16 protein-coding genes are annotated in these 21,837 nt (G+C 64.0%); 7 read left to right on the top strand and 9 right to left on the bottom strand.

Annotated elements, in window-relative coordinates; all coding sequences use genetic code 11:
- Positions 1-477: isochorismatase family protein (locus PVZ78_RS18555; RefSeq protein ID WP_273829047.1), on the top strand; the 477-nt coding region annotated here is incomplete at its 5' end.
- Positions 478-624: 147 nt separating this feature from the next.
- Here PVZ78_RS18555 and PVZ78_RS18550 read toward each other — a convergent pair.
- Positions 625-954, bottom strand: a complete 330-nt coding sequence (locus tag PVZ78_RS18550) for a hypothetical protein (protein WP_009048371.1) — start codon at positions 952-954, stop codon at positions 625-627.
- Between the two features lie 569 nt (positions 955-1,523).
- Between PVZ78_RS18550 and PVZ78_RS18545 the strand changes: the two genes are divergently transcribed.
- The gene (locus PVZ78_RS18545; RefSeq protein WP_273829048.1) at positions 1,524-3,884 is read left to right on the top strand and encodes a DNA polymerase II; all 2,361 of its coding nucleotides are present in this window, start codon (positions 1,524-1,526) and stop codon (positions 3,882-3,884) included.
- Between the two features lie 174 nt (positions 3,885-4,058).
- On the opposite strand, the gene PVZ78_RS18540 is transcribed toward PVZ78_RS18545, so the two are convergent.
- Positions 4,059-4,355, bottom strand: a complete 297-nt coding sequence (locus PVZ78_RS18540; RefSeq protein WP_038580002.1) for a hypothetical protein — start codon at positions 4,353-4,355, stop codon at positions 4,059-4,061.
- A gap of 279 nt (positions 4,356-4,634) precedes the next feature.
- On the opposite strand from PVZ78_RS18540, the gene PVZ78_RS18535 reads away from it, so the two are divergent.
- Positions 4,635-6,068 (top strand): serralysin family metalloprotease, encoded by a 1,434-nt coding sequence (locus tag PVZ78_RS18535; RefSeq protein ID WP_016702821.1) that lies wholly within the window; start codon positions 4,635-4,637, stop codon positions 6,066-6,068.
- A gap of 131 nt (positions 6,069-6,199) precedes the next feature.
- On the opposite strand, the gene PVZ78_RS18530 is transcribed toward PVZ78_RS18535, so the two are convergent.
- Positions 6,200-7,822 (bottom strand): MFS transporter, encoded by a 1,623-nt coding sequence (locus PVZ78_RS18530; protein ID WP_009048375.1) that lies wholly within the window; start codon positions 7,820-7,822, stop codon positions 6,200-6,202.
- A 176-nt stretch (positions 7,823-7,998) separates the two neighbouring features.
- Complete coding sequence (locus PVZ78_RS18525) at positions 7,999-9,645, bottom strand: GMC family oxidoreductase (protein WP_273829046.1); 1,647 nt, start codon at positions 9,643-9,645, stop codon at positions 7,999-8,001.
- 131 nt (positions 9,646-9,776) lie between these two features.
- On the opposite strand from PVZ78_RS18525, the gene PVZ78_RS18520 reads away from it, so the two are divergent.
- Positions 9,777-10,679, top strand: a complete 903-nt coding sequence (locus PVZ78_RS18520; RefSeq protein ID WP_273829045.1) for a LysR family transcriptional regulator — start codon at positions 9,777-9,779, stop codon at positions 10,677-10,679.
- Between the two features lie 133 nt (positions 10,680-10,812).
- On the opposite strand, the gene PVZ78_RS18515 is transcribed toward PVZ78_RS18520, so the two are convergent.
- From PVZ78_RS18515 to PVZ78_RS18495, 5 genes are all read right to left on the bottom strand, one after another.
- The gene (locus PVZ78_RS18515; protein WP_273829044.1) at positions 10,813-12,693 is read right to left on the bottom strand and encodes a DUF3857 domain-containing transglutaminase family protein; all 1,881 of its coding nucleotides are present in this window, start codon (positions 12,691-12,693) and stop codon (positions 10,813-10,815) included.
- Positions 12,694-13,068: 375 nt separating this feature from the next.
- Complete coding sequence (locus tag PVZ78_RS18510) at positions 13,069-13,464, bottom strand: YybH family protein (protein WP_025809552.1); 396 nt, start codon at positions 13,462-13,464, stop codon at positions 13,069-13,071.
- Positions 13,465-13,481: 17 nt separating this feature from the next.
- Complete coding sequence (locus PVZ78_RS18505) at positions 13,482-14,585, bottom strand: DNA alkylation repair protein (protein WP_273829043.1); 1,104 nt, start codon at positions 14,583-14,585, stop codon at positions 13,482-13,484.
- Positions 14,586-14,776: 191 nt separating this feature from the next.
- The gene (locus tag PVZ78_RS18500) at positions 14,777-16,600 is read right to left on the bottom strand and encodes a monovalent cation:proton antiporter-2 (CPA2) family protein (protein WP_038631611.1); all 1,824 of its coding nucleotides are present in this window, start codon (positions 16,598-16,600) and stop codon (positions 14,777-14,779) included.
- 219 nt (positions 16,601-16,819) lie between these two features.
- Positions 16,820-17,710, bottom strand: coding sequence for a LysR family transcriptional regulator (locus PVZ78_RS18495; RefSeq protein ID WP_009048382.1), 891 nt, complete (start codon positions 17,708-17,710; stop codon positions 16,820-16,822).
- 168 nt (positions 17,711-17,878) lie between these two features.
- Here PVZ78_RS18495 and PVZ78_RS18490 point away from each other — a divergent pair, with 168 nt between their 5' ends.
- The 3 genes from PVZ78_RS18490 (at position 17,879) to PVZ78_RS18480 (ending at position 21,755) form a co-directional block, all read left to right on the top strand.
- Entirely contained in the window at positions 17,879-18,955 is a 1,077-nt protein-coding gene (locus tag PVZ78_RS18490) for a 4-oxalomesaconate tautomerase (protein WP_009048383.1), read from the top strand.
- A gap of 45 nt (positions 18,956-19,000) precedes the next feature.
- Positions 19,001-20,323, top strand: a complete 1,323-nt coding sequence (dctA, locus tag PVZ78_RS18485) for a C4-dicarboxylate transporter DctA (RefSeq protein WP_009048384.1) — start codon at positions 19,001-19,003, stop codon at positions 20,321-20,323.
- Between the two features lie 127 nt (positions 20,324-20,450).
- Positions 20,451-21,755, top strand: coding sequence for a CitMHS family transporter (locus PVZ78_RS18480; RefSeq protein ID WP_009048385.1), 1,305 nt, complete (start codon positions 20,451-20,453; stop codon positions 21,753-21,755).
- Positions 21,756-21,837: the final 82 nt, after the last annotated feature.

The following is a 21,837-nucleotide window of genomic DNA, read 5'->3' as shown; positions in this document are numbered from 1 at the left end:
TCGGTGGAAACCGAGAGCTTCAGCGGCTACATCTGGCCGGAACTGCTCAGCGTGTTCCCGGATCACCAGCCGATCGAGCGCACCTCGATGAACTCCTGGGAAGACAAGAAGCTGGTGGAAGCGGTCAAGGCCACCGGGCGCAAGAAACTGATCATGGCCGCGCTGTGGACCGAGGTCTGCCTGAACTTCCCGGCCCTGGAAGCCCTGGCCGAAGGCTACGAGGTGTACATCGTCACCGACGCTTCCGGCGGCACCAGCCAGGAAGCCCATGACATGTCGGTACAGCGCATGATCCAGGCCGGCGCGGTGCCGGTGACCTGGCAGCAAGTGCTGCTCGAATTCCAGCGCGACTGGGCGCACAAGGAAACCTACGACGCGGTGATGGACCTGGTGCGCGAGCACAGCGGCGCCTACGGCATGGGCGTGGACTACGCCTACACCATGGTGCACAAGGCCCCGCAGCGTCAGGTCAAGTAAGCCAGCGACCAACGATAACGCGGTTTAGCAGAAGCACCGCGTCATCCAAATAACCGGCAAGTTGCAATAAAAAAGGGACGCTCTTATTGGAGCGTCCCTTCTTGTTTAATGAATCAACGGTTGATCAGCGACAACGACAAGTTGCACTTAGCAGAACCGGTCAATCACCCGAACTTCCGACTTGTTCTGCAGCGATTGCCATTCATTCTTCAGGGTATCGAGTACCCGTCCGATGAAGTCCCTGTCGGCGGCGGCCTTCTTGCCGACGTAGCCCTGGCCACGGCGGTACATTTTCAGGCGGGCCAGCAGGTCCTGGTTGTTCTTGTCGAACTCTTCTTCATGGGCGTGGGGCGACAGGCAGTCGATATGGACCTGGCCAGACTTGGCAATCCACAGGATGTGGCTGTCATGTTTGTCTTTCTGTGCCGCGAACATACGAGCCAGTTCATCAATAGTAGGTTGATTGTTCAGATTCATTTGTAAGCCCCTTGACCATTTCGATCTATCTAGTTGAGTCGCTAATTGATATCGCTACATCGGTAAGTTGAACCCTGATACCGGAAACAGGGCGACAGAGGGTGTCTGTCGGATACAGATAAGGCCCAGAGCCTGATGCGTGTAGTCGTCTTGATTAACTGCTACGCAATAGCGTCACAACGAAGAGAAGCAGCGTAAACCTGGATCAAGCTGCCGAAGTTTTCAGTTTCGGCCACAAGCATCTTGAGGAGTTTTCGCCAGCTTCCCGCCCTTTGTACTGGACGTTCATGCCAGGTCAGTTTCATCAATCTGCCTTGTGGGCAGTACACATCCGGGTTAACAGCTCGGCGGTCAGACGAGCTTGCTCATAACACCTTTGCCAAGTCTCCCGATCGGGGAGACGCCTGCATCATGCAAGGGCAAATTCGCCTCGTCAATGGTTTTGTAGTGAAAATTTTCAAGCACTACATATTGTCCGACAAAACCTTTCGGCACATGCCCGGAACGGGCTATCGCGACCGAAGGCAGGTAGAATCAAGGCCTTGAAACAGGTTCTTGAGGTTGCAGTGGTGGATTTACAGCAGGGCTTCGTCCTGACCCGGCACTGGCGTGACACGCCGGCAGGCACGGAAGTCGAGTTCTGGTTGGCGACCGATGCCGGGCCGCGCCAGATCCGCTTGCCGGTGCAGACCTCCGTGGCCTTCATTCCCGCCGAACAGCAGGAACAGGCCCGGCGCCTGCTGACCGACGATCGCGATGTCCAATTGCGTCCCCTGGGCCTGTGCGACTTCCAGCACCGCCCGGTGCTGGGCCTGTACTGCCCGCAGCACAATCAATTGATCCGCCTTGAAAAGACCTTGCGCCGCGCCGGCGTCGAGGTGTTCGAGGCCGATGTGCGGCCGCCCGAGCGCTACCTGATGGAGCGCTTCATCACCGCGCCGGTGTGGTTCGGCGGTACTCCGGGCGAGGGCGGGATGCTGCTGGAGGCGCAGATGAAGCCGGCGCCGGACTACCGACCGTCGTTGAAGCTGGTGTCGCTGGATATCGAGACCAGCGAGACCGGCGAGCTGTATTCCATCGCCCTGGAAGGCTGTGGCCAGCGCCAGGTGTACATGCTCGGCCGTGCTCGCGAGGACGACAGCGCGGTGGACTTCGACCTGGAGTTCTGCGCCAGCCGCGAGCAGTTGCTCGAGCGGCTCAATCAGTGGCTGGCGCGGCACGACCCGGACGCGATCATCGGCTGGAACCTGGTGCAGTTCGACCTGCGGGTGCTGCACGAACACGCGCGCCGCCTGGCGGTGCCCTTGCGCCTGGGACGCGGTGGCGAGGAGATGCAGTGGCGCGAGCACGGCAGCCGGACCCATTATTTCGCCGCGGCCGCCGGGCGCCTGATCATCGATGGCATCGAAGCCCTGCGCTCGGCGACCTGGAGCTTCCCGTCCTTCAGCCTGGAAAACGTCGCCCAGACCCTGCTCGGCGAAGGCAAGTCGATCGACAACCCTTACCAGCGCATGGACGAAATCAACCGCATGTTCGCCGAGGACAAGCCCGCCCTGGCGCGCTACAACCTCAAGGACTGCGAGCTGGTGACGCGGATTTTCGCCAAGACCGAGCTGCTCACCTTTCTTCTCGAGCGGGCCACGGTCACCGGCCTGCCGGCCGACCGCAGCGGCGGTTCGGTGGCGGCCTTCACCCACCTGTACATGCCACTGATGCACCGCCAGGGCTTCGTCGCGCCGAACCTCGGCGAGAAGCCGCCGGAGGCCAGCCCCGGCGGTTTTGTCATGGACTCGCGGCCGGGTCTGTACGAGTCGGTGCTGGTGCTGGACTACAAGAGCCTGTACCCGTCGATCATCCGCAGCTTCCTGATCGACCCGGTGGGGCTGGTGGAAGGCTTGCGCCACCCGGCGGACGACGACTCGGTGCCGGGCTTTCGCGGCGCGCGGTTTTCCCGCAGCCGACATTGCCTGCCGTCGATCGTCGCCCGGGTCGCCGAGAGCCGCGAGGTGGCCAAGCGCGAACACAACGCACCGCTGTCCCAGGCGCTGAAGATCATCATGAACGCCTTCTACGGCGTGCTCGGTTCCAGTGGCTGCCGCTTCTTCGATCCGCGCCTGGCCTCGTCGATCACCATGCGCGGCCACGAAATCATGCGCCGCACCCGCCAGCTCATCGAAGCGCAGGGCCACAAGGTGATCTACGGCGACACCGACTCGACCTTCGTCTGGCTCGGCAGCGCCCACGCCGAGGCGGATGCCGCGCGCATCGGCCGCGCGCTGGTGCAGCACGTCAACCAGTGGTGGCGCGATCACCTGCGCGATGAATACGGCCTGGAAAGCGCCCTGGAACTGCAGTTCGAAACCCACTTCAGCCGCTTTTTGATGCCGACCATTCGTGGCGCGGAGGAGGGCAGCAAGAAGCGCTACGCCGGCCTGGTGACCCGCGCCGACGGCACCCAGGAGATGGTCTACAAGGGCCTGGAAGCGGTGCGCACCGACTGGTCGCCGCTGGCCCAGCAGTTCCAGCAGGAGCTGTACCAGCGGATCTTCCATCGCCAGCCGTACCAGGATTATGTGCGCGACTACGTGCGGCGCACCCTGGCCGGCGAGCTGGACGAGCAACTGGTGTACCGCAAGCGCCTGCGCCGCCAGCTGGACGACTACGAACGCAACGTGCCACCCCATGTACGCGCCGCGCGCCTGGCCGACGAATACAACCAGCAGCATGGCCGGCCCCAGCGCTATCAGAACGGCGGCTGGATCAGCTACGTGATCACCCTGGCCGGTCCCGAACCCTTGGAAAACCGCACCGCGGCCATCGATTACGATCACTACGTGACCCGCCAATTGCAGCCGGTGGCGGATGCCATCCTGCCGTTCGTGCAGGACGACTTCAGCACCCTGGTGGGTGGGCAGATGGGGTTGTTCTAGGAGGTATCTCGTCGTAGCCGCTGCCGAGGCTGCGAACGACTTGGGCGGCATTCCGACGCAGCAGGCGCAAAACCTGAGAACGCGTTGAGTCTGGATAACCGCGATGTCCCCCATTACGGCCGCTTCGCGGCCGATCGCAGCCTCGCGGGTTCGGCAGCGGCTACAGGGAAGGGCTCAGTCGTCGACCGAGGTGCAAATGCCGCTGGCGCCTTGCTTGCCGCTGTAGGTCACGACCACCGAGTCGTCATCTTCCACGCTGATGTCCACCGTGATGCCCGAGCCCTTGGCCTCGAAATAACGCTCGTTGACGGTCTTGGTCTGGGCCTCTTTGCCGTTGATGAACACCGGTCCCCCTTCCTCCGCGCTGACTGGAATATTGCCCGGACAGTCGACGTTGAACAGCGGGATACCTTCGGCGTGGGCGGCGCTGGCGACCAGCGACAGGGCGCAGCTAAGGAGGAATTTTTTCATCGTGGACTCCTTCAGGAAACAGGCAGAAGCCCGGGTGCGGCAGGGGGCTCCGTTAGCGCTGAAGCTTAGCGTATGGCGTGCCTGGGTAAGGGATTGGCGGCGATTTTAATGATATGAAAGGTTGTCTGGGCATATTGTCGGACAATAAAAATCGTGGACGAGGCGCCGATCTCTGTGTCAGTTTTTCCCCGCCTTGAATAGGGCGAGTGATAGGACGATCTCGCTAACAGGTCGCCGTGGTCTATCGGAAATTTTCAGCGTTGAACAAGGATGTAAATGATGTCAAAAGCCAAAGAAAATGCCGGTTTTTCGGCAGCTCCAGGCAGCGATGCCTACCAACTGATCACTGCCTTCAGCCATGCCTATGACCGTGGCGGCTCGGAGCTGGTGAATGGCAAGCCGTCGTACACCGCGGACCAGGCCGCCGACCAGATCCTGCGCAAGAACCTGTCCTGGCACGACCAGAACGGCGACGGCAAGATCGAGCTGAGCTATAGCTTCCTCACCCGCGAACCGGCCAACTACAACCCCAAGCTGGGCACCTTCAGCGAGTTCAGCGCGTTGCAGAAAGCCCAGGCGTTCCTGGCCCTGCAATCCTGGTCGGACGTGGCCAATGTGAGCTTCAACGAAGCCGCGAGCGGCGGTGACGGGCACCTGAGTTTCGGCAACTACAACGTCAGCACCGGTGGCGCGGCCTTCGCCTACCTGCCTTCGGGCAGCAGCTATGACGGCCAGTCCTGGTACCTGATCAACGATCAGTACCGGGTCAACGAAACCCCGGGCAACGGCAACTACGGTCGCCAGACCCTGACCCACGAAATCGGCCACAGCCTGGGCCTGTCCCATCCGGGCGCCTACAACGCCGGCAACGGCAACCCGACCTACAACGATGCCACCTACGCCCAGGACACTCGCGGCTACAGCCTGATGAGCTACTGGAGCGAGAGCAACACCGGGCAGAACTTCAGTAAGGACGGCGGTGGCGCCTATGCCTCGGCGCCGCTGATGGACGACATTGTCGCGGTGCAGAAACTCTACGGCGCCAACCACGAGACCCGCGCCGACGACACCGTGTACGGCTTCAACTCCAACACCGGGCGCGATTTCTACAGCGCCAGTTCGGCGGCCTCCAAGCTGGTGTTCTCGGTGTGGGACGGCGGCGGCAACGACACCCTGGACTTCTCCGGCTTCACCCAGAACCAGAAGATCAACCTCAACGAGGGCTCGTTCTCCGACGTCGGCGGCCTGGTGGGCAACGTGTCCGTGGCCCATGGCGTGACCCTGGAAAACGCCATTGGCGGCTCGGGCAACGACCTGCTGATCGGCAACGCCGCGGCCAACATCCTCGAAGGCGGTGCCGGCAACGACATCCTCTACGGCGGCGGTGGTCGCGACACGCTGTGGGGCGGGGCAGGGGCGGACACCTTCGTGTTCGGCGCGGCATCCGATTCGACCTTCGATGAGCCCGACTGGATCATGGATTTCACCAGCGGCCAGGACAAGATCGACCTCAGCGGCCTGGCGCAGTTCGCCTCGGGGCAGGCGACCCTGAACTTCGTCAGCGGCTTCACCGGCCACGCCGGCGACGCGATCCTGACCTACTACGCCGAGACCGACCAGACCAGCCTGCTGGTCGACCTCACTGGCCTTGGCGCGGTGGACTTCGCCGTGGGCACCATCGGCCAGGCGGCGACCACCGATATCGTGGCCTGATCGATAGCAACGAAAACGGCGCGCCATGGCGCGCCGTTTTTTTTGGCCGCTACCCTTGGCTGACGATGATGGCCCCAAGGCCTGCAACCATCCTTGGGGCGCTATCGCCAGCGAGGGTTTTCCGGGGCTTTTCAGTTCTTGTCGATATCGACGTTGCGGGTTTCCCGCAGGCAGGTCAGGCCGACGAGCAGGCTGACCCCGGTGATCACCACCGGGTACCACAGGCCGTAGAAGATATCGCCGGTGTACACCACCAGGGCGAAGGACACGGTGGGCAGGAAGCCGCCGAACCAGCCGTTGCCGATGTGGTAGGGCAGGGACATGGAGGTGTAGCGGATGCGGGTCGGGAACAGCTCGACCATCAGCGCCGCCAGCGGGCCGTAGCACATGGCGGCGATCAGGATCAGGGCGACGATCAACACCACGACCATGGTTTTGTTGACGTTCTGGATGTCGGCCGATTGCGGGTAGCCGGCCAGGGTCACGGCACCGCGCAGGGCCGCTTCGTCGAAGCCGTCGATCTGCACCTCGCCGACGTTGACCTGCACTGGGCTGCCGGCCGGCGCGGCGACGCTGGTGTAGGGCAGGCCCTGCTTGACCAGGAAGGTCTTGACCTTGTCGCACGGGCTGTCGAAACGCGCCTTGCCCACCGGGTCGAACTGGAAGGTGCAGGTGGCGGGGTCGGCCAGCACGCTGATCGGCGCCTGGCGGCTGGCCTGGTCGATGGCCGGGTTCGCGTAGTGGGCCAGGGACTTGAAGATCGGGAAGTACAGCGCGGTGGCCAGCAACAGGCCGACCATCAGCACCGGTTTGCGGCCGACCTTGTCCGACAGCCAGCCGAAGAAGATGAAGAACGGCGCGCCGATCACCACGCTGATGATCAGCAGCATGTTGGCCAGGGCCGGGTCCATCTTGAGGAACTGGGTGAGGAAGAACAGCACGTAGAACTGCGCGGCGTAGAAGGTCACCGCTTGCCCGGCGTTGATGCTGAACAGGGCGATCAGCACCACCTTGAGGTTTTCCCATTTACCGAAGGACTCGCGGATCGGCGCCTTGCTGGCCTTGCCTTCTTCTTTCATCTTCAGGAAGGCCGGCGACTCGTGCAGGCTCAGGCGGATCCAGGTGGAAATGCCCAGCAGCACGATCGACAGCAGGAACGGCAGGCGCCAGCCCCAGACTTCGAACTGGTCGCCGGTGAAGTAGCGGCAGCCCAGCACCACCAGCAGCGATAGCAGCAGGCCGAGGGTCGCGGTGGACTGGATCCAGCTGGTGTGGAAACCGCGCTTGCCCTGGGGCGCGTGCTCGGCGACGTAGGTCGCGGCGCCACCGTATTCACCGCCCAGGGCCAGGCCCTGGAGCATGCGCAGGGCGACCAGGATGATCGGCGCGGCGATGCCGATGCTCGAGTAGGTCGGCAGCAGGCCCACGGCGAAGGTCGCCAGGCCCATGAGAATGATGGTGGCGAGGAAGGTGTACTTGCGCCCGATCATGTCCCCCAGGCGACCGAACACCAGGGCGCCGAACGGCCGCACCACGAACCCGGCGGCGAACGCCATCAGGGCGAAGATAAAGGCGGTGGTGTCGTTGACCCCGGCGAAGAACTGCTTGCTGATGACCGCCGCGAGGGCGCCGTAGAGGAAAAAGTCATACCACTCGAAGACCGTCCCCAGGGACGAGGCGAAGATGACTTTCTGGCTTTCCTGGCTGGTGGGCGCGGCGGCGGCCGCGTCCAGCGATTGAGCATGTTCCGACATATCGATATCCCTCACAGTGATTGTTTTTGTTGTTCCACTGTCGGCGCCGGCGTGGCGTCGCTATCTTCTGTGCCTGCCTCTGTAGGAGCGAAGCTTGCTCGCGATAGGCCCTTGAACCTTGCATCGCTCTTGCGGCCATCATCGCGAGCAAGCTCGCTCCTACAAGGGTTCAACGATCAGGCGGGGGTAACGGTTTGTTTTTCGGCGGCAGGGCTCCTGGTCGAGGTAGTGAGAATCAGCTCGGCGGCTTTCTCGGCGATCATCAGCGTCGGCGAACAGGTATTGCCGGAGGTGATGTACGGCATGATCGAGGCATCGGCGATGCGCAGGCCGGGGATGCCATGCACCCGCAGCTCGGCATCGACCACCGCATCCGTGCCCTGGCCCATGCGGCAGGTGCCCACCGGATGGAAGATGGTGGTGCCGATGCGCGCAGCGGCCTGGTGCAGTTGTTCTTCGCTGCGCAACTCGGCCCCCGGCAAGTACTCCGTGGGCTTGAAGGCTTGCAGGGCCGGCGCGGCGACGATGCGCCGGGTCAGGCGAATGGCGTCGGCGGCGACCCGCAGGTCTTCCGGGTGGCTCAGGTAGTTGGGCTGGATCAGCGGCGCCGCCTGCGGGTCGGCGGAGCGGATTTCCACCCGGCCACGGCTTTGCGGACGCAGGTCGCAGACCGACGCGGTAAAGGCCGGGAAGGCGTGCAGCGGTTCGCCGAAACGCTCCAGCGACAGTGGCTGCACATGGTATTCGAGGTTGGCCGAAGTCTGCTCCGGCCCTGAGCGGGCAAACGCTCCCAACTGGCTCGGCGCCATGGACAGCGGGCCGCTGCGGTCGTACAGGTAGCGCAGGCCCATGCCCAGCTTGCCCCACAGGCTGCCGGCGATCTGGTTCAGGGTGCGGGCGTTTTCCAGCTTGTAGATCAGCCGCAGTTGCAGGTGATCCTGCAGGTTGCCACCAACCCCCGGCAGCTCGTGGGCGACGCCTATGCCTAAGCGTTGCAGCAGCGCGGCGGGGCCGATTCCCGAACGTTGCAGGATGCTCGGCGAGCCGATGGCGCCGGCGCTGAGGATGATTTCGCGACGCGCCTTGAAGGTCTGCGGCTGGCCCTGGTGACGGGCGCTGACCGCGGCCGCGCGGCCGTTTTCCAGGAGCACGCGATCGACCTCGACCCCGGTCAGCACGGTAAGGTTGGGCCGCTGGCGGATCGGCTTGAGGAAGGCCTTGGCGGCGTTCCAGCGCACCCCGGCTTTCTGGTTGACCTGGAAGTAGCCGCAGCCTTCGTTGTCGCCGCCGTTGAAGTCGTCGACGCTGGCGATGCCGCTCTGTTCAGCGGCAGTGCGGAAGGCATCGAGGATCGGCCATGACAGACGCTGGCGCTCGACCCGCCATTCGCCGGCGGCGCCGTGAAACTGCGAGTCGCCGGCAAAGTGGTTTTCGCTTTTGCGAAACAGCGGCAGAACGTCCTGCCAGTTCCAGCCGGGATTGCCGTCGGCGGCCCAGCGCTGATAGTCGCCGGCCTGGCCGCGCATATAGATCATGCCGTTGATCGACGAGCAGCCGCCCAGCACCTTGCCGCGCGGGTAGCTCAGGCTGCGGCCTTGCAGGCCGGGTTCGGCTTCGGTCTTGAAGCACCAGTCGGTGCGCGGGTTGCCGATGCAGAACAGGTAGCCGACGGGAATGTGAATCCAGGGGTAGTTGTCGCGGCCACCGGCTTCCAGCAGCAGGACGCGGTGGGCCGGGTTGGCGGACAGCCGATTGGCCAGCAGGCAACCGGCGGGGCCGGCGCCGACCACTATGTAGTCGTATGGATCGAAGGCAGGCAGCATCCATGACCTCGCTTTATCGTTCTTGTTGGGCTCATCCTAGTTGTTAGCTTTCGTTAAAAGAATGTTAGTTTTTGCTCAGCCGCTGTGCGTTTTTAAACAGTGGCTTCCCCCGGCATCTGCAAGGAAGAGTCATGTTCGACTGGAACGACCTGCGGTTTTTTCTCGAGCTGCAACGCAGCGGTCGCTTGCTGACCGCGGCCCAGCGGCTGAAGACCACCCACGCCACGGTGGCCCGGCATATCGAGGCGATCGAGAAAAGCCTGGGCACCGCGCTGTTTGTCCAGCATGCCCAGGGCTACGAACTGACGCCGGCCGGGGAAGCCTTGCTCAAGCATGCCGAGGCCATGGAGAACGTGGCCTTGCTGGCCCAGGAGGAAATCACCCAGTCCACCGCGCCCCTGGGCAAGATCCGCGTGGGCGTCACCGAGGGCCTGGGCATCATGTTTCTCGCCAGCCGTCTGCGCGGCCTGTTCGAGCGTTATCCGGGGCTGGAGGTGGAACTGGTGGCGGTGCCGCGTTTTGTCAGCATCCTCAACCGCGAGGCGGAGATCAGCATCCACCTGGAGCGGCCCAACGCCGACATGCTGGTGACTCGCAAGCTCACCGACTACCGCCTGGCCCTGTACGCCAGCCAGGCGTACCTGGACCGCGCGCCGCCGCTGCGCAGCCGCGAGGACCTGGGGCGACATGCCTGGATCGATTATGTCGACGACCTGCTGTTCAGCCAGGAACTGAAGTTCCTCAACAGTTTCTGCCGCAACCCCCAGGTGGTGTTCCACAGCACCAGTGTGATCGCCCAGCAACAGGCCGCGCGCTCCGGCCTGGGCATTGCCGTGCTGCCGTGCTACATGGCCGCCGGCGATCCGCAGCTGGTGCCCTTGCTGCCCGGCGAGAGCATCCAGCGCGCCTACTGGATCAGCACCCGGCGCGACCTGCACAAATCCGTGCGCCTGCGGGTGGTGTGGGATTACCTGGTCGAGCTGTGCGCGGCCGAGCAGGGCTTGCTGCTCGCGGAGTCGAACTCCCTGGCCTGATCGTCTTCTGTAGGAGCGGCCGGTCGACGCTCGATTGCCCGCGATGAGCGCAAGAACAACGCGTTCATCCAGGTGATACGCGTCATCGTTGACGTTCGTCGCGGGCAAGCCTCGCTCCTACAGGGGGGGCGGATCAGGTCTTTTTCCCGGCCGCCTTGAGCTGGACCAACTGCCGCGCTTGCTCGGAGCAGTCCTTGGCCTGGCTGACCATGGCCTCGAACGGCGCGCTGACGATGTCCTCATGGCTCAGCCAGCGTTTTTTCTGGCTCAGGCGGTAGTGGTAGCGGTACTCGCCCTTGACCCGTTCGCTGCGCAGGTCCATGTCGAACCAGGGCGAGCGCACGTTGCAGGCCTTGACGTCCTTGTCCAGCTGGGCGCCGGAGAGGGTAATGGTGTAGCGCAGGGTATTGGCGTCACCGATGTACAGGTCCGCCAGCTGGCCGTTGCGGCGATAGTTGACCAGGAAGTCCCAGTCGCCCTCCAGGGCCGGGCTCTTGTAGAAGTAGCTGCCGGAGATGTTTTCCAGTGGCTTGAGGTCGGTCAGGGAGGCCTTGACCCGGTAAGTCCTGGGGGCGACGAAGGCGGTCGGCTCGCGATCGATCTGGCAGTCGCGCAGTTCCCGGGTGAAACGCTCGCACAGGCTCTGGTCGTTGCTGGCGATGCCGTTCTGGTTGTCGGACACCATCAGTCGCATCAGCTCCATGTGGCTGAATTCGATACGGGCGTTGACCCGAGCCTGGCCGGCGCGGTCGAAGTGCTCCTGCTTGTCCAGCACGATGCTGGTGTCCGGCGCTTCCAGCGGAATGTAGTCCTGGCGCACCTGGCCGTTGGCGTCGCTGACAAAGGCCCAGCGCTCCTGGATGTCCGGCATGCTGCGGCCCGGGTCGAACACCGGGTTGGTCGGGTCCAGCCACCACACTTTGCCGTCGACCTCGGCCCGCACGATGGCATGGTTCGGCGCGTGGGTGCCAGGGATCAACAGCGGTGCGACGACGTTCTCGCGGCTGACCCAGGCCGGCTCGGCCTTGATCCCGCTGGCCTTTAGCATGGCGGCCAGGAGCACCGCCAGGTCCTTGCAGTCGCCATAGCCGCGCTGTTCGATCTGCTCCAGCTCGAACGGCACGTAACCGCGTTCGGTGGCGCGCCAGTCGCCCAGGTAGCGGTAGTTGTCGTTGATGTGCTGCATCAGCCCGGCGACTTTCTCGGCGGGCGGCAGCTCGCGCAAGGCGGCCACGGCCTTGGCGCTGGCCGGCGGCAGGGGCGTGGCGAGTATCTGCTGGTAGCGCTGGGCCAGTGGGCCGAAATAGTCCTGCACCTCGGTGCTGCTGCCCAGCTCGACCCGCGGCACCTGCCGGATAAAGCCGATCGAGGGTTCATTGATGTAGTTGAGGAAGACCGGGGCCTTCTGCTCGATGGTGAGTTTTTTCCGATCGCTGGAGGCCGTAAAGCGGTAGTCGTCCATCTGCTCGCTGCGCCAGATGATCGGGCGCGTGGCGCGGTAGGTGATCTTGAAGCTGTCCTGGCGCACCGGCTTGGGGCCGAACTGCAGCACCGAGTGGAACTGCCCCAGCAGCGGTTTGGCCGCGTAGTGCTGCTGCACGGTATAGCTGAGCCGGGTGCCGACCCGCAGGTTGGGGAAGGCCAGGGACGTCTGTTTCTCGCGCAGGAAACCCTGTTCCGGATTCGGTGCGGTACGCGTATCGATCTGCGCCGGCGCCAGCGCCACGGGCTTGCCGCCCGGCTGAGTGAATTCGGCTTTGCGCAGTTCGAAGCCATCGGTTTCGGCATAGCTGAAGTCGATGCGCGAAAGCATTTCCCGGCCCGCCGGGGTGAGGATGGTGTAGTGCTGGGTGGTGGTGCAGTCGCTGCTGTGGTCGGCGTTGAACTGGCATTCCATCACGGCGTCGGCGGCCAGGGCGGCTTCCGATTGCGGTTGATAGGCAGCCAGGGCTTGCCAGGAGAGCAGTCCGAGACCGGCGCAGATCAGGGGACGGTAAAGCGGAAAACGGTACATGAGCGCCTCGGGTGAATCATTGAAATCAGCCACCTCGCACACGGCGAATCGCGCGTGACAGGCGGGGTGGCTAGCGGGGGAGGCGCCAAATGATAATTTATCGCAATACGGATTTACAGCATTGTCTGACAATTAGTGTCGGCTGTAATGCCCGAGATAGAGCGGTTTATTCGGATCAGTCGAGATCGTTGGACAGCGGGAGAGGGCGTTCGCGGCGCTGGATTTTTTCCTTGAAACAGGGTTTTCGTCCCCGCAGATATGGCGCAAAGCCATATCTGCAAGCTGAACGCTTCCAGGTGGTTTTCCGTTGTTTTCGCAAGAAGTCGCTCGGCGGATTTTGCGAAACAATTTGTTACGAGATCGCCGCCCGCGGGCTCAGCCGTCGAGCAGGTCGGTGCCGTAGGAGTTGTCGATCACACAGCGCCAGGCGCCCGACGGCTCATGGCGAAAGACATAGGTGGCGCGCCGTTCCAGGGTGCTGGCGATGCCGTCGCGGTCCAGGGTGTCGAGCAGGGTGTGCATGATCACCAGCGCGGTGCCGGCGCCTTCGATGACCTGCATCGCGCCTTGCCGGACCACCATGCTGTGGTTGAAGTGCTCGGCGATGGCCACGAAGGCCCGGCGGATCTGTTCCTTGCCCCGGGCTTCCAGGCCCGGCTTGACCACCAGCGTGGCGTCCTCGGCGTAGAAATCCATCAGGCTGTCGAAGTCTTCGGCGGTGATCGCGCGGTCGGCGGCTTCGATCAGGGTTTTCAGCGGATGGGCCGGCATGCTCGCTCCTTGCGGTTTCAGTTGTGGATCTCGAACGCCGTGCTGCCCAGGCGCTCGCCGTTGACCAGGATATGCAGCTCATGACGCCCGGGATAGTGGCGGCGGGTGGTCAGTTCGCGGATGTGCTGGGCGCGGCCGAGCTGTTCCCGGGCCTTGGCGGGCAGGGTGAAGGCCTTGAGCTTGAACACCTTGGCGCTGGTGCCGCCGGAGGCCTTGACGTAGTCGATGGCGTAATCCACCACCAGGCGCTGGCTGGCGTCGGCGGTGGACTCCAGGGCAAAGGACAGGTTGATCCGTTCCCCCAGGCGGATCACCGCCGGCTCGACCCGCAGACCCTGCAACTTCACCTGCGGCGCCTGGCCGGCGCCGACGATCGCCAGCGCCCGGCGATTGCCCTGCTTGATCAGGCTGCGCAAGGCGTGGCGGGCGATCCAGGCGGTGTGCGGGTTGTCCAGGGACCAGCCTTCGATCAGCGCCAGGACCCAGTCGGGATGGTCCTTGGTGATGTCGTTGAGGTGATTGGCCACCGACTTGCGCACATACAGGCTGGGGTCGGCCTTGAGGCGTTCGAGGATTGGCGCCGCCAGGCTTGGGTCGGCCTGGATCCGCTCCAGGCGGAACGACCAGGGCAGGCGCGGGCGGCTGCCTTCGCTGGCCAGGCGGCGCACATGTTCGTTGTCGTCCCGGGCCCAGTCCCGCATCACCGCCAGGGTGCGCGGCAGGTCATTGGCGAGGAACGGGCGGATGGCGAACTCCGAGGAGCCGAAGGCGGTGAAATACTTGAGCGCCTGCATCGAGCGCTCGAAGGCGTGGCTGCCGTAGCTGGCCACATAGTGCGGCAGGAACATGCAGACGAAGCGGCTGTTCAGGCGCGGGGCCAGGTCGTACAGCCGTGCGAGGTTGGCCTCGTAATCCGCCGGCAGTACCGCCTGCAGGCTTTCGCTGACCCGCGCCAGGCGTTGCATCACCGAGAGGTCAGCGAGGCCCTGTTTCGCCTGGGCGAGAAAGCCGCGGTGGTCGAACGCCGGGTACACCGCGAGCATTTCCCGGGCGATGTGTTCCAGGCGTTCGACGTTGAAGATTTCCTTGAGGGCGGGGGCGCTGGGGCTGGCTGCGGTCATCGGCGTATCCATTCGGGACGGGGCGTCGAGCACTGTAGCGCAACTGACTGACAGATGGTGTCAGGAGCCCAGGGGATGGAGTCAGGCCCGACGCCATCGCGAGCAAGCTCGCTCCTACAGGGATCGTGGTGCTTCTCTGTAGGAGCGAGCTTGCTCGCGAAAGATCTCAGCCGCACCGCATAGCTCGATGCTCAGCGCGGTGGCGGCAACACGCCTTCGGCCTGCTCGTCCTGCTCATCCGCCTCGAACAGCCGCGCCAGTTCGGCCCGGGCTTCCTGGGCCGATTGCAGGATCTTGGCGTGGTCGTCGTAGATCGCGTGCTGGGCTTCGAGCACCTGTTCGTCGTGGGCGGTGAAGCGCTTGATCCGCGAGTCGGCCTGGGCGTGGGTCAGGCCCAGGCCGATCAGCGCCTTGCGGCTCATTTCCAGGCTCGAGTAGTAGGTTTCCCGCACCGCCTCGGCACCCAGGTCCACCAGCTTGTGCACGTGCTGGCGGTTACGGGCGCGGGCGATGATCTTGATGTGCGGATAGAGCTTGCGCACCACCGCCGCGGTGTTGATGTTGGTCTGCGGGTCGTCGGTGGCGATCACGAAATATTCCGCTTCGCCGACCTTGGCCGCCTTGAGGATTTCCGCGCGCATCGGGTCGCCGTAGAACACCGGCATGCCGCCGAAGCTGCGGGTCAGCTCGATGGTGTCGACCGAGGTGTCGAGGGCGACGAAGGGGATCTTCTGCGCCCGCAGGATCCGCGCGACGATCTGGCCCATCCGGCCCATGCCGGCGATCACCACCCGTGGCGCGTCGGTTTCGATCTCGCGGTACTCGGCGGGCATCTCCACGGGTTTGGCCTTGGGCTGCAAGAAGCGCGCGCAGGCCAGGAGCAGCAGTGGGGTCACGGCCATGGACAGGGTGATGGTCAGCACCAGCAGGTCATACAGGCGCGCCTCGAACAGGCCCTGGTCGCGGCCGATCTTGAACACCACGAAAGCGAATTCACCGCCGGCCGCCAGCACCACGCCCAGGCGCACCGCGCTCAAGCGCCCCAGGCCACCGGCCAGGCGCCCGACCACGAACAGCAGCGGCAGCTTGATGGCGATCAGCAGCAGGGTCAGGCCCAGCACCGCGATCGGCGCGCTGAACAGCAGGCCGATATTGGCGCCCATGCCGACGCTGATGAAAAACAGCCCCAGCAGCAGGCCCTTGAAGGGTTCGATCTGCGCTTCCAGTTCGTGGCGGTATTCCGAGTCCGCCAGCAGCAGGCCGGCGAGGAAGGCGCCGAGGGCCATGGACACGCCCACCATGTCCATCAGCCACGCAGTGCCGATCACCACCAGCAAGGCGGTGGCGGTAGATACTTCCGGCAGGCCGGTGCGCGCCACCACGCGGAACACCGGGCGCAACAGGTAGCGACCGCCAATCACCACCACGGCGATGCTGCCCAGCACTTGCAGGCCATGGCGCAGGTCTTCGGCGCTGCTGGTGTTGTGGTCGACCCCGGCCAGTACCGGGACCATGGCGATCAACGGAATCGCCGCGATGTCCTGGAACAGCAGGATGGCGAAGGCCAGGCGCCCGTGGGGGCTGGTCAGCTCCTTGCGTTCGGCCAGGCTTTGCAGGCCGAAGGCGGTGGACGACAACGCCAGGCCCAGGCCCAGCACGATGGCGCTGTTCAGCGGCTGGCCAAACAGGAACAGGGCCACGCAGCCGATCACCACCCCGGTCAGCAGCACCTGGGCCAGGCCGACGCCGAACACCGATTTACGCATCACCCACAAGCGCCGTGGCGACAGCTCCAGGCCGATGATGAACAGCAGCAACACCACGCCCAGTTCCGACACATGGCTGATGCTCTGCGGGTTGCCCACCAGCCCCAGCACCGCCGGGCCGATGATCACCCCGGCCAGCAGGTAGCCAAGCACGGCCCCCAGTTGCAGGCGCTTGGCCAGGGGGACGGTCAGCACCGCCGCGAACAGGAACACGACAGCGGCTTGCAACAGGTTGCCTTCATGGGGCATGGGCTTACTCCTGGGAAAACGGGTATTGGGTGGTGCACGGAAAAAACGGCTGCGCCTCAGGCAACCGTTTGGCCCGCAGGTTCCATGGGGGGATGGCTGTGCAGCATAAAGTCTGGGCCCGGCGCAGTCAGCCGTTAATGGCCGATACGCCGCAGGTTGTCAGGCGCAGGTTTCAGGTGTTCGTGCTATTCCACATTGGCTTGCCTGCGCCACGAACCGTCAATGCGGCCACTGCTCGAGCAGGATCGACACGAACTTTTCCGCGGCGGGCGACAGCGAGGCGCCGCGCCGGTAGACCAGGCCCAGGGTGCGGTTGACCACCGGTTCGCTCAACGGAATGCTCACCAGGGTCGGGTGGTCGGCCGCGGGCATGGCCAGGCTGGGCATGGCCGACACGCCGAGCCCGGCCTCGACCATGCCCAGCGAGGTGGACAGGTGTTGCACCTCGTAGAACCACTGGGGACGCCAGCTCAGGCCGGACAGGGCATGGTCCAGCAGCATGCGGTTGCCGCTCAGGCGGCCGACGCCGATCAGCCGGTAATCACTGAGTTCCGACCAGGTGACCGAGGTCTTTTTCGCCAGCTCATGGTCACGCCTGCACGCCAGTACGAAAGGTTCGTTGACCAGGGGCACGAACTCGATGTCCGGGTGCTGGCCGCTCATCATGTTGATACCGAAGTCCGCCTCGCCGCGCAGCACCGCTTCCAGCCCTTCGTTGGCGCTGAGGTCGAGCAGGCGGATGCGGATTTTCGGATAGCGCTCGTTATAAAGGCGGATCACCGACGGCAGGAAGTAGAAGGCCGCGGTGGGAATGCAGGCCAGGGTCACCTGGCCGATCTGCCGTTCCGCCAGTTCGCGGATATTGAGGATCGAATCGTCGAAGTCATCCAGCAGGCGCCGGGCCTTGGGCAGGAAATCCCGGCCGACGCTGGTCAGGCTGACCTTGCGCGTGGTGCGGTCGAGCAGGGCGGTGCCCAGGCCTTCCTCCAGCTTCTTGATCCGGCGGCTCAGGGCCGGTTGGGACAAGTGCAGGGCATCGGCGGCTTCATGGAAACTGCCGAGTTCGGCGATTTTCACGAAGGATCTTATGTCCTGGAGCTCATATTCCATGTTTTTCGTCTCAGGCGAGGGCAGGAAGGCAGGCGCTGCCACTTTAGAATTTTCATGTGTGAAGCGCAATAATCGCTACGATCTTTGCATTGGAAACATCGTTCGTTCCCTGACACTCTTGTGCCCAGAACATCAATTAACCCGATTGATTAACAAGAGTCTATGTCCATGCAACGAATTCCTTGTGTGCTCATGCGCGGCGGTACCTCCAAGGGACCGGTGTTTCTCGCCTGGGATCTGCCGGTGTCCATCGAGCAGCGCGATGAGCTGCTGCTCGACCTGATGGGCTCGGGGCATGAGCTGGAAATCGACGGCATTGGCGGTGGCAGTCCGCAGACCAGCAAGGTCGCGATCGTCAGCCCGTCGCTGCACCCCGAGGCCGATGTCGACTACCTGTTCGTGCAGGTGATGGTGTCCCAGCGCCGGGTCGATACGGCGCCCAACTGCGGCAACATGCTGTGCGCGGTCGGCCCCTTCGCCGTCGAGCAAGGCCTGGTCAAGGCCACTGGCGAGCAGACCCAGGTGCGGATCCGCAATCTCAATACCGGCACCTTCGTCCACTCCCTGGTGCAGACGCCGGCGGGCAAGGTCAGCTACGAAGGCGATACCGCCATCGATGGCGTGCCCGGCACCGCCGCTCCTGTGCAACTGACGTTCCTCGACGCCGCGGGCAGCAAGACCGGCAAACTCTTTCCCACCGGGAACACCCTGGACCTGATCGATGGCGTACCGGTGACTTGCATCGACATGGCCATGCCGATGCTGATCGTCGAGGCAGGGCAATTGGGCAAGCGCGGCGATGAGTCTCCCGCCGAGCTGGACGCCGACAAAGCCTTTCTGGAGCGGCTGGAGTCCTTGCGCTTGCAGGCCGGCCTGGCCATGGGACTGGGCGACGTCAGTGACAAGGTGATTCCCAAACCGGTGCTGGTTTCCCCGGCCAAGGCGGGCGGAACCTTGCAGGTGCGCTATTTCATGCCCCACAGTTGCCATCGCGCGCTGGCTATCACCGGCTCCATCGGCCTGGCCACCGCCTGTGTCAGCGCGGGCAGTGTCGCCGCCGAACTGCTGGGCGGAGCCACGCAACTGAAGCAAGTGCGCCTGGAGCACCCCAGTGGCGGGATCGATGTCGTATTGTCCTACACCGGCAACCAGGGAGAGACCATTCGCGCCTCGGTGGTTCGCACCGCGCGAAGGCTGTTCTCCGGTTTCGTCTACGCCCCGGCGTCACAACGCCTGGCCGGATAGTCCTGCACCGCAGTGACAGTCGTTCGCATCAGAACAATTCTAAAAATGGGTGATGCCATGAAAGTCGTTAAATCGCTCTACTTCCAGATCATCTGTGCCGTGCTGCTGGGCGTGGTGGTCGGGCACTTCTGGGCCCAGCAGGCCATTGCCCTCAAGCCCCTGGGCGATGCCTTCATCAGGCTGGTCAAGATGATGATCGCGCCGGTGGTGTTCTGCACCATCGTCACCGGGATCGCCGGGATGAACGACAAGCGCTCCCTGGGGCGCCTCCTGAGCAAGACCTTGCTGCTGTTCCTGGCGTTGACGGTGATCAGCCTGATCATCGGCCTGGTGGCGGTCTACCTGTTCAAGCCCGGCGCGGGGATGAACATCGACCCCACCCAGCTGAGTACCCAGGGCCTGTCGCAGTACACCGAGTCGGCGGCCAAGCTGGGTGTGGTGGAGTTTTTCATGCACATCATTCCCGAGACCTTTATCGGCGCCTTCAACAAGGGTGAGGTGCTGCCGGTCTTGTTCATCGCAGTGCTCTGCGGCTTTGCCCTGTCGTCCCTGGGCGAGCGCGGCAAGCCGGTGCTGGATGTGCTGGAAGCCGCCTCGCACATGGTGTTCAAGATCTTCTCCTACCTGATGCGCTTTGCCCCGATCGGAGCGTTCGGCGCGCTGGCCTTCACGGTCGGCCAGTACGGCATTACCTCCCTGGGCGCCCTGGCCAAGCTGATCATGACCCTCTACATCGCCTGTGGATTCTTCGTCTTCGTGGTGCTGGGCGGCCTTTGTCGCGCCCACGGGTTCAGCCTGTGGAAGCTGTTGCGCTACCTGCGTGAAGAATTCCTGGTGGTGCTGGGTACCTCGTCCACCGAGCCGGTGATGCCACGCATGCTGGAAAAGCTCCAGGCGCTGGGTTGCAAGAAAGGCGTGGTAGGCCTGGTACTGCCCACCGGCTACTCGTTCAACCTCGACGGCACGGCCATCTACCTGTCGCTGGCGGCGATTTTCATTGCCCAGGCCTGCAACATCGACTTGAGCCTGGGGCAGGTGCTGACGATGCTGGCGATCATGCTGCTGTCGTCCAAGGGCGCGGCGGGTGTCACCGGCAGCGGCTTCGTCGCGCTGGCCTCGACCCTGACGGTGATCCACGACATCCCCTTGGCGGGGCTGGCGCTGTTGATCGGCATCGATCGCTTCATGTCCGAGGCCCGGGCGCTCACCAGCCTGGCCAGCAATGCCGTGGCCACGGTCGTGATCTCGCTGTCGGAAAACGCCTGCGAACGCCAGGTGCTGCTGCAGGCCCTGGATGGCCAGGCGGCGAACAATGCCCAGGCCAGTGACGAAGCCTGGGAGCCGGTGCAGACCGGCAAACACCTCTAGCCGTTCGCGGCGCCCTCACAACACCGTTCGACCCGGTTGCAACCCTCGCCAGGCTCCGCCTGGCGGGTAGGGGGCCGTGCGCCTGGGCGTCGGCCATGCTTGTCCATAACAACAAGAGAAATCCCTCATGCTTGCATTACTCGGCCTGGCCATGGTGGTCGTGTTCACGTTCCTGATCATGACCAAGCGCTTGTCCCCGATCGTTGCCCTGACCCTGGTGCCGATCGTCTTCGCGGTGATCGGCGGGTTTGCCGGCAGCACCGGAAAAATGATGCTCGACGGCCTGAAAATGGTCGCCCCCTCCGCGGCGCTGCTGCTGTTTGCGATTCTGTTCTTCGGCCTGATGATCGACGCGGGCCTGTTCGACCCGCTGATCCGCAAGATCCTCAAGCGGGTCAACGGCGACCCGGTGAAGATCGCCGTCGGCACCGCGTTGCTGTCGCTGCTGGTGGCCCTGGACGGTGACGGCACCACCACCTACATGATCACCTGCGCGGCGATGCTGCCGCTGTACAAGCGCATCGGCATGAACCCGATGATCCTTGCCACCATCGCCATGCTCTCCCTGAGCATCATGAGCGGCATGACCCCCTGGGGCGGTCCGGCCACCCGGGCCATTGCCGCCCTCGGGCTGGATGCCGGCGAGTACTTCGTGCCGTTGCTGCCGACCATGATCGGCGGTGCGGCCTGGGTGGTGTTCAGCGCCTTTCTGCTGGGCCGCGCCGAGCGCAAGCGCATCGGCAACACTCAACTGCAGAGCGGTGGAGGCAACTGCTACATCAAGGCCATAGTCGAGGACACACCCTGCAAGCGACCGAAGCTGGCCTACGTCAACCTGATGCTGGTGGTGGCGGTGATGGTGGCGCTGGTGATGGGGCTGATGCATTCGGCGATCCTGTTCCTGATCGGCTTCGTGCTGGCGCTGATGATCAACTACCCGCAGCTGGAGCTGCAGAAAGAGCGGATCCTCGCCCATTCGGGCAATGCCATGACGGTGGTGCTGCTGGTGTTCGCCGCTGGCATCTTTGCCGGGATCTTCTCCGGAACCAAGATGGTCGATGCCCTGGCACAGACCCTGGTGGAGTGGATTCCGCCGTCGTGGGGGCACCTGTTCCCGCTGGTGGTGGCCATCACCAGCATGCCGCTGACCTTCGTGCTGTCCAACGATGCCTACTACTTCGGCGTGGTGCCGATCCTCGCCAATGCCGCGGCGGCCTATGGCATCGATCCGCTGGAAATCGCCCGGGCCTCGATCCTCGGCCAGCCGGTGCACCTGATGAGCCCGCTGGTGGCCTCGACCCTGCTGCTGGTGGGGATGGTCGATCGCGACATCGGCGACTTCCAGAGAGCCACCGTCAAATGGGCGGTGCTGACCTCCCTGGTGATTACCGCCCTGGCCCTGCTGACCGGCGCGCTGACCCTGTTTTCCTGAGCCCGTTCTCCTGGGCCATCCCTGAACCACCAAGGGTTCCCCGGCGCGCCACGGGCGTGGCGCGCGCAACACCTCGAATAAC

It is taken from the genome of Pseudomonas sp. SBT1-2 (genome assembly GCF_028640875.1).
In the GTDB taxonomy this organism is placed as follows: domain Bacteria; phylum Pseudomonadota; class Gammaproteobacteria; order Pseudomonadales; family Pseudomonadaceae; genus Aquipseudomonas; species Aquipseudomonas chlororaphis_I.
This window is presented reverse-complemented; position numbering and strand designations above follow the sequence as displayed.